Source organism: Pseudanabaena cinerea FACHB-1277, from assembly GCF_014696345.1.
Classification (GTDB): Bacteria; Cyanobacteriota; Cyanobacteriia; order Pseudanabaenales; family Pseudanabaenaceae; genus Pseudanabaena; species Pseudanabaena cinerea.
On sequence record NZ_JACJPY010000055.1, the window covers coordinates 15240 to 30302 of the forward strand.

9 protein-coding genes are annotated in these 15063 nt (G+C 47.2%); 7 read left to right on the plus strand and 2 right to left on the minus strand.

From position 1 onward, the window contains the following. The first annotated feature begins 119 nt into the window (after positions 1–119). The 7 genes from H6F44_RS15420 to H6F44_RS15450 all read left to right on the plus strand — a co-directional run bounded on the left by H6F44_RS15420 (position 120) and on the right by H6F44_RS15450 (position 11258). Positions 120–3587, plus strand: coding sequence for a PAS domain-containing hybrid sensor histidine kinase/response regulator (locus H6F44_RS15420; protein ID WP_190351919.1), 3468 nt, complete (start codon positions 120–122; stop codon positions 3585–3587). A 235-nt stretch (positions 3588–3822) separates the two neighbouring features. Beyond that, complete coding sequence (lpdA, locus tag H6F44_RS15425; RefSeq protein ID WP_190351920.1) at positions 3823–5226, plus strand: dihydrolipoyl dehydrogenase; 1404 nt, start codon at positions 3823–3825, stop codon at positions 5224–5226. A 130-nt stretch (positions 5227–5356) separates the two neighbouring features. Next, positions 5357–7801: a GH36-type glycosyl hydrolase domain-containing protein gene (locus H6F44_RS15430; protein ID WP_190351921.1), complete on the plus strand. Its 2445-nt coding sequence runs from the start codon at positions 5357–5359 to the stop codon at positions 7799–7801. A 79-nt stretch (positions 7802–7880) separates the two neighbouring features. Then, the gene (locus H6F44_RS15435) at positions 7881–8291 is read left to right on the plus strand and encodes a hypothetical protein (protein WP_190351922.1); all 411 of its coding nucleotides are present in this window, start codon (positions 7881–7883) and stop codon (positions 8289–8291) included. An 18-nt stretch (positions 8292–8309) separates the two neighbouring features. Further along, positions 8310–9176 carry a hypothetical protein gene (locus H6F44_RS15440; protein ID WP_190351923.1) on the plus strand — a complete coding sequence of 289 codons (867 nt, stop codon included), beginning with the start codon at positions 8310–8312 and terminating at the stop codon, positions 9174–9176. Further along, positions 9177–10463 carry an O-antigen ligase family protein gene (locus tag H6F44_RS15445; RefSeq protein ID WP_190351924.1) on the plus strand — a complete coding sequence of 429 codons (1287 nt, stop codon included), beginning with the start codon at positions 9177–9179 and terminating at the stop codon, positions 10461–10463. It begins immediately after the preceding gene. A gap of 42 nt (positions 10464–10505) precedes the next feature. Beyond that, on the plus strand, positions 10506–11258 hold the full coding sequence (locus H6F44_RS15450; protein ID WP_190351925.1) for a DUF554 domain-containing protein: 753 nt from the start codon (positions 10506–10508) through the stop codon (positions 11256–11258). 101 nt (positions 11259–11359) lie between these two features. On the opposite strand, the gene H6F44_RS15455 is transcribed toward H6F44_RS15450, so the two are convergent. Continuing rightward, positions 11360–11749, minus strand: a complete 390-nt coding sequence (locus tag H6F44_RS15455) for a hypothetical protein (RefSeq protein ID WP_190351926.1) — start codon at positions 11747–11749, stop codon at positions 11360–11362. Between the two features lie 195 nt (positions 11750–11944). Beyond that, the gene (locus H6F44_RS15460) at positions 11945–14977 is read right to left on the minus strand and encodes a beta strand repeat-containing protein (RefSeq protein WP_190351927.1); all 3033 of its coding nucleotides are present in this window, start codon (positions 14975–14977) and stop codon (positions 11945–11947) included. Positions 14978–15063: the final 86 nt, after the last annotated feature.

Here is a 15063-nt window from a genome sequence, read left to right on the forward strand (position 1 = left end):
CGAGTTTAGTCTTTATCAAAATTATGAGCATTTTCCCTAGCCGTGAACCACCTGTTTTTTCAGGGCAGTCAAGACTTAGTAAGACAAAAGCAATTGCTAAACCTCGGAGGGAAAAGGTAGTGGCAAAAAAAAACGCAAAGCCTCATCTCGATAATGACATAGTTGCATCCCAAAGACTGCATCAAGCAATTCTTGACAGTGCCAATTATGCAATTATTGCCACGGATCTCGATGGTACTATTTGTACTTTCAATGCCACCGCCGAGCGTTGGTTGGGATACCGTGCCGATGAAGTAGTCGGCAAACTTTCACCTGTTATTATCCATGATGTTCGTGAAATTCAGTATAGGGCGATCGCCCTTAGTCAAGAATTGGGAAGAGAAATTGCATTGGGCTTTGAGGTGTTTGTTGCTAAGGCTGTCTTGGGGGAGATAGAAGAACGGGAATGGACATATGTGCGTAAGGATGGTTCTACTTTCCCTGTGATGCTATCGATATCGGCTTTACGCAATGAATGTGGTGAGATTTCAGGGTTTGTGGGCATTAGTAGCGACCTAACCAAGCGTAAGCAATCTGAACAGGATTTGCATAATACGTTACGCGAGTTAGCTTTTCAAAAATTTGCCCTTGATCAGTCGGCGATCGTGGCGGTTACTGATTTAAGTGGTCATATTACCTATGCCAATAGTAAATTTTGTGAAATATCGGGCTATGAGGAGTCGGATATTTTGGGGAAAACGCATAAGCTTTTAAATTCAGGGCTACATTCCCATGAGTTTTTTGCTAATCTTTGGCAAACTATTTCTAAAGGCAAGGTTTGGCGGGGAGAAGTTCGCAATCAACGTAAGGATGGCAGTTTTTACTGGACAGATAGCACAATTACGCCGCTTCTCAATGAACAGGGAATGCCAGTGCAATATCTAGCAATTCGTTTTGACATTACCGATCGCAAAAAGGCGGAGGAGACACTCTTACTGCAAGAACGGGCGATCGCCGCCAGCAACAATGGCATTGTGATTACTGATTGGCGCTTACCCAACAATCCAATTGTCTATGCTAATCCAGCCTTTGAGAGCATTACGGGCTATACTGTTAAGGAGGTAATGGGTCTAAACTGCCGATTTTTACAGGGCAAGGATCTTTATCAAACGGAAAAGGAAATTTTGCGTCAAGCTGTCAGTGCAGGTAAAAACTGTACTGTTACATTGCGGAACTATCGCAAAGATGGCACTCTATTTTGGAATGAACTGAGTATTTCACCGATTCTAGATATTCAAGGTCAAGTTACCCATTTTATCGGCATCCAAAATGATATCACTACCCGCAAAGAAGCCGAAAGGGAACTCAAACGACAGATGCGTTTAACCGTTCTTCTCAACCGCATCACCGATGAGATTAGGCAAACCCTTGATATTGATCGCATTTTCCAGACCGCTGCCCGCCAAATTCAAGCTGCTTTCCATGTCAGCCGATGTCTAATTTATAAGTTTGAGTATCCCCATGCCAATACAGACAAGCCTGATATATCGCTGATGTCAGAGCATCTCGCCGATCGCATCTTTTCGGTTAAAGATATCGAAATGCCGCTTCTAAATAGCGATTTTGGACAAAAAATTGCTGGGCAGGATCAGGCGATCGCTATTCAAAATGTCTATCAAGAAGATGAACTTGAGGCATTTGGCGAACTATTCTATAAAATGCAGTTGCGATCGCTTTTAGCAATTCGCACATCTTCCCATGGGCTAACCAATGGCATTATTCTTCTGCACCATTGCATTAGTTTCCATGAATGGTCACAGGAAGAAAAAGAACTAATCGATTATGTCGCCAACCAAGTTAGTATTGCGCTGTCTCAAGCCCACCTATTAAGCCAAGAAACTCGCCAACGCGAACAACTGCTCCAGCAAAATACAGAACTAGAAGAAGCGAAGTTAATCGCCGAGGCTGCCAATCGCTCAAAGAGTGAATTTCTGGCAACCATGAGCCACGAGATCCGCACCCCCATGAACGCTGTCATCGGTATGACGGGCGTACTTTTAGACACAAACCTCACCAAAGAGCAACGGGAGTTTGTCGAAATCACTCGCAATGCGGGGGATACATTATTGACGATTATTAACGATATTTTAGACTTCTCTAAAATTGAGTCGGGGCGCATGGAGCTAGAGGAACAGACCTTTGACCTGCGTATTTGTCTAGAAGACACAATCGAATTACTTTCAGTCAAAGCTAAAGATAAAGGCATCGATCTTAGCTATTTAATTCATCCCGATGTCGACTTGATGGTGTTGGGAGATATGGCAAGGGTACGCCAGATTTTGGCGAATCTGATCGGTAATGCCATCAAATTTACGAGTCATGGTTCTGTTAATGTCGCTATCACCCAGAGACTCGCTTCTCACTATTGGCGCTGTGTCTTAAGTGATCACCGCGAAGAAACCCAAATACTAAGAACGATTCAATTTGCGGTCAAGGACACAGGCATCGGTATCCCCACCGATCGCCTCTATCGCCTCTTTCAACCCTTTAGCCAAGTCGATGCCTCAACGACACGTCAATATGGTGGCACAGGCTTAGGTCTTGCCATTAGCAAGCGTCTCTGCGAATTAATGGGTGGCACAATGTGGGTCGAGAGTTATCCCAACCAAGGCTCCACCTTTTATTTCACAATCACCGCACCTATATCTGATGTGACAGATCCTCTCGACAGTTTTCGTTATAGCGATGATCATCTTACAGTGATGACCGATGCTATTTTGCGTAAGGGGATAAGCACCACCATCCGTAATGACTTCTATAGTAAGGATTTTGACCCATACATGGCAAAAAAACATCCGTTACGGATCTTGATTGCTGAAGATAATGTGGTCAATCAGAAGGTGGCGATTCATATTCTCCAAAGAATGGGCTATCGGGCTGATGTTGCTGCCAATGGGTTGGAAGTGTTAGCCGCCCTTGGGCAACAAAACTACGATTTAGTATTCATGGATATGCAGATGCCTGAAATGGATGGCATTGAGGCGACTAAACAGATCTATCAAGTTTGGCAAGCAGGTAAAATTAGTTATCGTCCGCGCATTGTGGCGATGACTGCCAATGCTATGCAGGGCGATCGCGAAGCCTGTTTGGGGGCGGGCATGGATGATTACATCAGCAAGCCAATTCGCAATCAAGAACTAACGCGGGTGTTGTGGGAATGTCAACCGATCATTGCCCCTGCTATCGGCGGCATCGTTACTGCCATTAACGCCCATACACTCCATGAAGCCGCCAGTGATATTGGTGGTGAAGATGAAGACTTTTTGATCGAACTGATCGATAGTTATTTAGAAAATAGCAAATTGCTGCTTCAAGATCTTCAACATAGTAATGCTGTTCACGATTTTGCCGTCATGCTACGAACAGCCCATTCATTTAAATCAAGTAGTGGCATGATTGGTGCTGATAATTTAGCTAGTTTATGCCGAGACTTGGAAACAAATCTGCGTCAGCAAAATTACCAAAATCTAGATTCGCAAATCAATCAAATTCTTGATGAGTACATCATCGTTAAGTCAGAGCTAGAACGAGAGAAGTATAAAAATTAATCAATAATTATCGAAGTTTACAAGTTGTCCCTGACAGCGTGCAAACCATCAAATCCATATTTTTTGTCTTCGGCCTTCACCTTGGCACGGACAAGGTGAAAATCGCTATAGCCAGAAACTATATGCCTAGAATAGGCGCGAAGTGCCGCCACCCTGATTCTAGGTTTTGTTGGCTTTGACAAACAGTAACAAAACGATGCCAAAATAATAGATCGATATTACTGGAGAAAAATTGGTGTCGGACAAATTTGATTACGACTTGATCATTATTGGTGCAGGCGTTGGTGGACATGGCGCGGCACTCCATGCGATCGCCTGTGGACTAAAAACCGCGATCGTCGAAGATAACGTCATGGGTGGAACCTGTGTCAACCGTGGCTGTATCCCCTCTAAAGCGCTGCTGGCGGCTTCGGGAAAGGTGCGCGAAATGAGAGCCAAGCATCATCTCAAGGCGCTGGGTATTGAGGTGGGTGAGGTGAATTTTGATCGTGGGGCGATCGCCAGTCATGCCGACAATCTGGTTTTGAAGTTGCGCGGCGACTTGACCAATAGCCTCAAGCGGTTGGGCGTAGATATTCTCGAAGGGCGTGGACGCATCGCTGGTGAGCAGAAGGTCAGCGTTGGCAATAAAATCTATACCGCCAAGGATATTATTCTGGCTACGGGTTCTGAGCCATTTGTACCCCGTGGTGTGCAACTCGATGGCAAAACTGTCTATACCAGCGATCAAGCAGTGCGTCTGGAAACCTTGCCGCAGTGGGTGGCGATTATCGGCAGTGGTTACATCGGTTTAGAATTTGCCGATGTCTATACGGCGCTAGGCTCAGAAGTAACGATGATCGAAGCTTTGGATGTATTGATGCCTGGGTTCGATCCAGACATTGCTAAGATTGCGGAGCGCATTTTATTAAAACCCCGTGACATCGAAACCCGCACAGGTGTATTTGCCACCAAGATCACCGCAGGTTCACCTGTGAAGATTGAACTCACCGATGCCAAAACTAAGAAAGTTGTGGAAGTTCTAGAAGTCGATGCTTGCTTAGTCGCCACGGGTCGGATTCCTTTAACTAAGGATTTGGGCTTAGAGAATGTCGGTCTTGCGCCCAACCAGCGCGGATTCATTGAGGTGGACGATCGCATGGCGACATCCGTGCCGCACCTATGGGCGATCGGCGATGCTACTGGCAAAATGATGTTAGCCCACGCAGCCTCGGCACAAGGGATTGTGGCAGTGGAAAATATCTGCGATCGCCCCGCCACTGTTGATTATCAAAGCATTCCTGCGGCAGCCTTTACCCATCCTGAAGTGAGTTTTGTCGGTTTGACCGAGCCACAGGCAAAGGAAAAGGGATCTGCTGAAGGTTTTAAGGTGGCTAATACTAAGTCTTACTTCAAGGGCAATTCTAAGGCGATCGCCGAAGGTGAAACGGAAGGACTCGCTAAAATCATTTACCGCGAAGATACGGGCGAACTGTTGGGTGTACATATCATCGGCATCCATGCGGCGGACTTGATCCATGAGGCTTCAGCAGCAATTCGCGATCGGCAAACTGTGCAGAAACTAGCCACCATCGTTCACGCCCATCCCACCCTTAGCGAAGTTTTGGATGAAGCGTATAAACGCGCCGCCCATATTTAGCAACAGTCACCATAGATAACAGCGCGATCGCCTCTCAAGTAGTCATATCACAGGGCGATCGCGCAATAGATACATATCCAGTCTGTGGTTCAATGAACAATAATCATTAACTATAGGAATATTTCTCATCGTGGCGATCGCAAACCAATATGGCTATTACACCGAAGACTATCGGGAATTTGTAATCACAGATCCGCGCACCCCGCGCCCTTGGTTTAACTATATGTGGAATAGCCAATATGCTGGGCTAATTTCCCATACGGGCGGCGGCTTTAGCTTCTTAGAGTCACCCCGCGATAACCGCATTAGCAGAATGCGCTATAACTGCCTACCCTGGGATCGCCCTGGGCGCTATGTGATGGTCAAGGATGTCGCCACGGGCAAATATTGGTCACTGAGTTGGGCTCCCACCATTGAATTGAAATATGACTTTTATGAATGTCGTCATGGTCAGGGCTACACCAAAATCACAACTGAGATTAATGGAATTCGTGGGGAAATTACTTACTTCGTTCCCAATGATGTGAATGCGGAAGTATGGCGCGTGAAGTTGACCGATGTATCGGGTGAGGCGCGAGATTTAGAAGTTTATTCTTTTTTAGAACTATTGATGGGGAATGCGTTGAATGATCAGATCAATCAACCCAATGATAAGCATTTTACGGATATTCATTTTGATCAAGATTTGCAAGCATTAGTTGCCACGCGCCGCTATTGGGTGCTGAATAAGGGTGTTTCGGTGAAGCAGCCTAATATTGATTGGAAATATCAGATTTATTTTTCACAGAGTTTACCCATTTCTGGTTTTGATAGTAGTCTGGATACTTTTATCGGCAGGTGGCGATCGGAGGCGAACCCTGTGGCGGTGGAAACAGGGGTGATGCAGAATACGGAGATCACGGCTGGCGATCCTGTGGTGGCTCTGCAATCAAAGATTGCGTTAGGGGCGAATAGTTCTATTGATTTTGCGGTGACTTTGGAGATTGCGAAGAAAGAGATCCCCCCTACCCCCCTTGCAAAGGGGGGTAAAGAAAATTCTCCCCCCTTCACAAGGGGGGCTGGGGGGGATCTAAATCTCATCCTAGAAACAGTCGATCGCCAATTTCGGCAACTCAAACAAAAATGGGATCACCATTTATCCTCTGTGCAGGTGCAAACACCCGATCCCGCTTTTAACGCGATGATTAATGTGTGGAATCAGTATCAGGCGGCTGTCACCTTTGATATGGCGCGAAATTCGGGCTATTATCATGGTGGATTGTTGTTTGGGACGGGGATGCGCGATCGCTTTCAGGATATTCTCGGTGTGGTCATGGTTGATCCTGTGAGAGTAAGAGAGCGATTAATTAAGGCGCTGAACTTCCAATTTAAAGATGGTTCCACGTTACATAATTATTTTGTACTAACCAATACAGGTGAACGCACCAATCATTCTGATACACCACTTTGGATTCCCTTTGGCATTGTGGAATATCTCAAGGAAACTGGTGATTTTTCGATTTTAGAAGAAGTTGTGACCTACCATGATGATACTTCAGGAACAGTCTATGAGCATTTGGTGAGAGCGCTAGACTTTGCGATCGCCAACACAGGCGAAAGAGGAATGCCGCGTATTTTTACGGGCGATTGGAATGATACCCTCGATCATGTGGGTTCACAGGGCAAGGGCGAAACTACTTGGGGTGCTTTTTTCTTAGGCTATGTATTAAAGAAATCTTTACCAGTTTGTGAATATAAACAGGATTCTCAATCCTTTGAGAAATTCCAGAACTTTTATGAACATTTGCGTCAAGTCACTAACGATATTTGCTGGGATGGTGAATGGTATTTACGCGCTTTTCGTGACAATGGCGAACCGATTGGCGTATCTAGCGCTAGTCAGGGCAGAATCTTTTTGAACGCGCAGTCATGGGCAGTAATTTCTGAACTCGCACCAAGCGATCGCGCCGATCGCTGTATGGCAAGCAGCCGTGAGTATCTCACCACACCTTTTGGAATGCAGATTGTCGCGCCATCTTTTACGGAAATTGATGATACGGTCGGTTTAATCAGTCGGTGCGTCCCAGGCAAGAAAGAGAACGGCGCAGTGTTTAACCACGCTTCATCTTGGTTTGTACTTGCCTCGTTGCTCAATGGTGATACCGAATTTGCATGGGAAATCTATCGCCGCATGATGCCAATTAATTCCTCTCAGGCGACCGATGCAAAATGCGATCGCTTTGAAACAGAACCCTATGTTTATCCAGAATATGTAACCAGTCCCGATCATGAAACCCAAGGACAGGCAAGCCATTCATGGCTGACGGGTACGGCGGTATGGATGTTACGCATTGGCATTGATTACATTTTAGGATTTCAACCCACCTTTGAGGGCATGATTATCGATCCCAAAATTCCTACGGAGTGGTCAGGTTTCACGGCTCAGCGCCAGTTTCGCGGCAAGGTTCTCTCGCTGACCGTAACCAATCATAGCGATGTCAAACAAATGATTGTCAATGGTGAGGTGGTTACAGGGAAATTGATCGATTTGGCTAAATATACAGGTGATGAAATCGCGATCGCCGTGCATTTATAACCGCTTTTCCTGTGCAGCAATTACTGTAACAAGAGAGATCGGTTAGAATATTACAAAACTATATATTTGCAGGTTTTGTATGGATACCATCGACTTAGAAAAGCTGTTTCAAAGGGGTTATTACGTTACCCTCGGTGCTACATCATCTTTAATTGAGGTAATCCAAGATCCAAATAAGCGCGAAGAAAACCTAAAAAGGTTAACTCTTACCTTTGACGAAATCACACAGGAGCTTGCCGAAAAGGGCGTGACAGTTGAGGCTGAGGCACGTAGCTATGTGGATAGCTTTATTGCTCAACAGGTAAACGGCACTGTGCCTAAGTCCTCTGAAAGCGCCGACCTCACCACAGTGAATACTACCGCCCAAACCGTTGACGACAATGGTGATGCGAAGAGCAAGGTAAATGCTAATATGCGTGACGAGATCCAAGAATTAACTGAGCAGTTGGCAACTTTGCGCTCTGAGTTGGAACAGTTGCGTTCTAAATAAATCTAGCCATGCAGGGTCATGTCAAATACTAATCTCACGCTCCCGCTATTGCACAGCCTTAAGGCATATGCCAAAACCTTTGCGGTGTCAGGCAATGCCGAGCAGTTATCGGCGATCGCCAGTGCAATATTGCGATTTCAACCGCAAGAGGGAGCGCTTTCTTTGATGTCGACCGATGCGGTGATTCAGCAGGTGGTGCAACAGTTTGGGGTTGATCGGGGGTTGCCTGATACCCTTGATTTAGCAATCGACTCAAAAACAGAGCAATTAATTCAAGGGGTACATCAATGGCAGCGATCGCTGGAAAATCAAGTTCTGAATACCCTCAATGCCTATGCTCAGAATTTCCAGACTGAGCAGTTACAGAATCTTTTGCCAGAGACGGTTTTATCGATCCTGCCCCTAGTGGAAGATGCTCAATTGCATAAATCAGAGTTTGATTTCCTATTGCAACAGGTAAAGTCAAAATTTAATATCGAAAATGCGCTGGGGCAGGTAATTGAGCCGCAGTATTTAGCAATCGCTCAGAAATTAGCAAAGTCGCTGCAATTGGGCAATGTGACTCAGTTATTTGAACAGCAACTCCTACAGGGGCGATTACAGGGGCGGTCATTGGTGGAGCAGTCGGTGGAGAACCTTACAGAATCCTTTGTGAATCAAGAACTTGAGAAGTTTTTGGGTAGTGATGCGGTGACGGTGGATATTGATGTTGACGCACAACAAATGATGGTGAAGCAGGTGGTTCTCAAATTGAACATGATGCAGTCTTCGCCGCCACCCGTTAAGAGTAATGCCGATATTAGCAAGCAACTTGATCAAGAAGTTGCCAAAATGCAAGCACTGCGATCGCAGCCAATCTCTTTTTCGTTTCAGCCACCACAATAAATGTTCTGGAAATCGCTAGAGGATCGATCAATATTAGGCGAATGGCGATCGCTACAAACTATCGCCCTATTGATGGTGACGAACAATATCTTTATGCCATTTTTTGCAGCATTGCTAATGCTGTGGGTCCTGTTTTGTCGAGGTTGGCGATCGCTGGTTACACCCATAACCATTGGCTATTTCTGGCTTTCTCTCTGGATGATTTTGACGACGCTGACAGCTTGGGACTTCGGCACTGCCGCAGTCGGACTAGCTAACTTTTTGCCATTCTTTTTACTCGCCGCCACCACTAGTTATATAGTGCGTACCCCTGCCCAATTTATCCATTTACTCTGGCTATTTGTGGTTGGTTCTATCTTAGTTGGTGGTTTTGGGATATTGCAGGTGGTGATAAATCGTCCTGATTTGAGGTTCCCGAAGGCGATTTTTGATAGCTATATAATTCCGATGGGATTTAGTAGCGATCGCCGCATTCAGTCGCTTTTTGGACATTTTAACGAAACTGCCATTTATCTATTAATGATTTTGCCGATCGCCTTACATTTTGCCATCGGCAAGGTCAAAAGTATTAGCAAATCGCAGAGAATCATCGCGGCGATCGCTCTGTGTTTGGGTTTAGCCATATTGATCATGACGGGTTCGCGCAATGCTTGGGGTTTGGCGCTCATCGGTGCGGTGATCATGGCAATTTATTATCGTCAATGGCTGATCGTCTCAGGGTTTACCGTTGTGACATTGGCGATCGCTTGGGCGGTATTTGGCAGTCGGTTGGGGCTGGGCGGAGAATGGTTGCGATCGCTACTGCCCCAAGGCTTTGTCCTGCGTCTTGCCAGCACTCTCGATCCTAGCCTTGGCGACTATGCATCCACCGCCGATCGCCTCAATGCTTGGCAGTTTGCCACTTCCTTAATTAGTCAACATCCGCTTCAGGGCTGGGGTTTACGCAATTTCCCCAAGGTGGCAGCAGGGATGAATTTTGACCTGCGCGGACTGCCCCACGAACATAATTTATTCCTAGCGATCGCTGTTGGTGCGGGGATACCTGCATTACTAGGGCTAATCGGAATCATCGTTGGGCTTTTTAAGCGATCGCTCCAATCAGCATTGATTAAACAAACTGAAGGGATGATCGTAATTGTGGCGATCGCCATAGCTTTATGCCTAATGTCTGGATGGCTGGATATTGTGATCTATGAGCCAAGGGTGAGTATGCTGTTTTGGTATTTACTAGGCAGTATGGATGGATTGTGTCGGTCAACTAACCAATCTAATGCCTGTGGAGCGTGATTTTATCGCAAAAGCATGGGAGCTTAAGCTAAAATCAAATCCATGCTAAATTTTTTGGAAAAAACCAGTGGCACTTGGATTAATGTGATGGCGATCGCCATTGGCACTGGGCTAGGACTAATTTTGCGCGGTAAATTCTTGGCGCAAATACTGCCCATTCTCAAGCAAGCGATCGGCTTAATTACTATATTTGTCAGTTTTAATATGGCGAATAGCTTACTCAAAGTGAAAGCAGGTGAACTTGATGGGGTGATTTTAGCTTTAGTGGCTTTGATCTTTGGGGGCATCATTGGTGAGCTTGTCCAAATTGAGAAAAGGCTAGAGGCGATTGGTGATTGGCTCAAAGCCAAATTTAAGGGCAAGGGCAAATTTACGGAAGGGTTTGTTGCCGCTAGCCTCCTTTTTTGTATTGGCCCCATGGCGATTATCGGTAGCCTCAATAATGGTTTGCGCGGTGACGATAAGCTGTTGGTGCTAAAGTCTGCCCTTGATGGATTTATCTCGATTGTTTTTGCAAGTACTTACGGCATCGGGGTCGGCTTTTCGTTTTTACCCGTTGCCATCTATCAGGGCAGTCTATCCTTACTTGCAGGTAATTTGGCAGAGAGTTTGCCCGATCCTGCCAATGCTCAGCCAGTCTTGATTGTGACGGGTGTGGGTGGACTAATGCTGTTAGGGTTGGGTTTAAATCTCTTAGAACTTGCGAAGGTACGGGTTGCCTCTTTTTTGCCTGCCCTAGCGATCGCGCCCCTAGTCTATTGGCTTGCCTCTTTGTTTGCCGATAAAGTCAGGTAAGTAGCTGGGCATAAGTAATTAAAAATCTAGAAAACTGTCCTGCCAGCTTAGCGATCGGGACAGCTTCTAGTTTTAGGTTTTAAGTTGCGAATATTGGAGGATTATGGACGGAAGCCAGTTCTGGTGGTACACACATCTATTTCAGGACGCATCATGAGATTGACTAAAGCTGGTCCCTTTTCGCCAATATCGATCGCTAGGGCGTTCATCTGCATGAAGGTTTGCGGGGCATAACGATTTTTATAGCTGAGAAAGGCACATTGGCAAAATTCTTGCCTAATCTTTTTTTGAGCGGATGGTAGTAACTGCTTACCTATACAGCCTTGCATGAAGCCTTGCTCAATGTTGCCATAGTCTTTCCAGTCGTTGGATAATGGTGCTGTCGGTGCGGGTTCGGTTTGACTATGACTAGGGGCTGCCGTAACGGCGGTCGCGCAGGTGGCGATGGCAATGGCGGCAATTAGTTTGCGAGGGGATGGGAATATTTTCATTGTTTTTTCAATACTTTGCATTATCGGAAAATTTGTATTCTTGAACTATCAGCGATTGCGATTGTTCCTGAGATATAACAAAAGCACCGCGCTAAGCACGGTGCTTTTGTTTAGGTTATCGCAGTTGCTGAAATGGCGACAAAAATATAAGAGTTTTTAAACAAAGAGATGGCTATGCTATCTCTTTGTTTGGAATTAGAACTGGAAGAAGATACCAAATCTTGCCATGAAGTTTGGCGCACTGCTGTATTGCGTAGAGGCAGGTGCAGAAGAGAAAGCGCCACCGAGGTTAAAGGTGACGGATTCACTAAAGCGACCTGTGCAACCAACGGCTCCTGCCCAAGCACTGCCATATACACCCGTACCAATACCGCAACCACCATTGCTATCAGCAGGTAAGGTGGTGGGCAAGGCAGAGAGGGCGGCGGACAATGCACCAACAGTTTGAATCTGTTGACCCAAGGCTCTCAAACCATCTTCAATGCCAGGCACTCGTGGATCGAGTCCGACCACGGCGCTGGCAGTTCCTAAACGTCCAGTGCTGTCAACGGTGACATACTGCACTTTGGTAGAGTCTTGAATTGTACCGTTTTGACCTGTACTGCCGACAAATGCGCCGCCAGGGGCTAGACCAGGTAGCGTATAGAAGCTGCTGTTTGTGCCGAAGGTCATCTGGTTCGCTTGGGTCGCGATCGCGCCTGAACCAATGGCAGTCGAGTTAGCACCTGTAGCCTGAGCATTTGCACCAAAAGCGCTAGAGTTATTACCCGTTGTCGCTTTGGCGTTTGTACCGATCGCTGTGCCAAAGTTTGCAGTCGCTGTCGCTTTGAAGCCAAATGCGGAAGCATCGGTTCCAGTGGCAACGGCGGTGTCTCCAACTGCTGTACCAGGATCTCTCGCTTCAGCATTTCTACCAATTGCCACTGCGCCATTAGCGGTGGCTTTTGCGCCTGTACCAATGGCGATCGCATTGGTTGCACCGTCAAGTACTTTGGCATCTAAACCGATGGCGATGGAAGCATTTGCGCCTGTGCCTACGGTGGCGTTGTTACCTTGGGCGATTGCGTCACTGGAAGAAACCTTGGCTGTTGCACCAACGGCGATCGCATTACTGGATGCGCCTGATACAGTGGAACCTCCACCAACGGCGATCGAGTTAGTTGCACCAACGTTGGTGATATTAGCACCTTTACCGAGGGCGGTTGAATTAACAGCACTGGCATTGGAACCTTGACCGAGGGCTGTTGCTTGGGCGACAGTTGCCTGAGAGCCTTGACCCACCGCAGTTGAGTTAGCTAGGGCTGCATTTGCGCCTTGACCAACGGCGGTGGCACTTTCTTGGGTGGCAGTTGCGCCCACACCAATGGCAGTGGCGCTGCTCTTGGAAGCTACAGAGTTAACGCCGATCGCGGTGGCATCTTTGGCAATAGCTTGGGAGTTAACACCGATCGCCGTGGCACTTTCTTGAGTAGCTTGAGCGTTTGGTCCGATTGCTGTGGAGTTTAAACCAGAGGCTTTGGAAAGATTGCCAAGAGCCGTAGAGCCATCGTTAGTTGCTTCAGCTTTAAATCCAAAGGCGCTAGAGTTTAGACCTGTTGCTTGAGTGGAGTCGCCGATGGCGGTTGAGCCTTGCTTGGTGGCTTGGGCATTGAAGCCCAGTGCGCTAGAGTTAAGCCCAGTCGCATTGGCACTTTTGCCGATCGCGATCGCGTTAGCTTGGCTTGCTACAGTGCTTGTGCCAATAGCAATCGAATCAGCGCCAGAGGCTTGGGCGTTATTACCTTGGGCGATCGCGCTAGTGCCGCTTGCTTTGGTTCCATTAGAACCGATCGCAAAGGCGTTAGCTTGGTTGGCGGTGATGCCATTACCAATGGCGATCGCTTGAGCAGCCTGCGCTTTGGCTGTGTTACCAATGGCAGTAGCATTGGCAGAATCAGCTACGGAGTTTGTACCCGTGGCAATGGAATCAGCGCCCGATGCCTTGGCAGTAAAGCCAGTGGCTGTTGCATTTACACCTGTCGCTTCTGCGGCTTTACCAGTGGCGATCGCATTAGCTTTGTTGGCTAGGGATGAACTACCAACTGCGATTGCGTCTGTTCCTTGAGCTTTGGCAGTGTTACCAATTGCTGTCGCGTTAGCTTGATCGGCTACGGAGTTTGTACCCGTGGCAATGGAATCAGCGCCCGATGCCTTGGCTGTGAAACCTGTTGCTGTTGCATTTGTGGCTGTTGCTTCTGCGGCTTTACCAGTGGCGATCGCATTAGCTTTGTTGGCTAGGGATGAACTACCAACTGCGATTGCGTCTGTTCCTTGAGCTTTGGCAGTGTTACCAATTGCTGTCGCGTTAGCTTGATCGGCTACGGAGTTTGTACCCGTGGCAATGGAATCAGCGCCCGATGCTGTTGCTTGGAAACCTGTCGCGGTTGCTTGTTTAGCTGTTGCTTTGGCTGTGTTACCAATTGCGGTGGCATTGTTAGCACTTGCTGTTGCTCCAGTACCTGTGGCGATCGCATTCGTTGCGCCATCACCGACATTAGCCCCATTACCAATGGCAATGGAGTTCACAGCGTTAGTGCCAATGTTGTTGTTAGCTCCCTTAGTACCGATGGCGATCGCATCCGTTGCACCAGTACCAATCACCGTAGAACGTCCAATTGCCGTAGAGTTGGTCGTATTAGCCTCAACAAGCGCCCCTCTACCTAGAGCCACCGAGCCAGCAGAATTATCTAAAACCTTGGAGCCACCACCAATTGCGACACCACTGATTGAGGTTGCTCCCACAAGTGTGCTATTACCAATAGCCACACCACTGGTTGCGCCAGTGTCCACCTTGGAGTTAGTACCAGTAGAGATCCCACTAGCTGCTAGAGCTTGGGCGTTGTTACCAGTGGCAATGGAGTTATTTGCACCTGCTGTTGTATTGGTGTTACCAATCGCGATCGCACTTAATGCACCATCCACGACCTTGGCTGTATTCCCAATCGCGAGAGAAGAATTTGCGCCAGCGCCAACCACAGAACCAGCCCCAATCGCAGTCGCGTTTGTGGTTGCGGCAGTTACACCCACACCAGTCGCACTACCAATAGCAATAGAATTGGCTGAACCTGCGAAAACAGTTGAGCCTGTACCAGTAGCAATCGAGCTTGTACCCAAGGCTTGTGCCGTAGTACCCGTGGCGATCGCATTACTTGCACCAGCAGTGGTATTTGTACTCTGAGGGGGTGACAAAGACATCTAAAACGTAGCCGTGACAAGCTGCATAGCCCTCTTACCTCGTTGATAGTAGGTTAACTTATTGGGAGCTAGTTTCAATA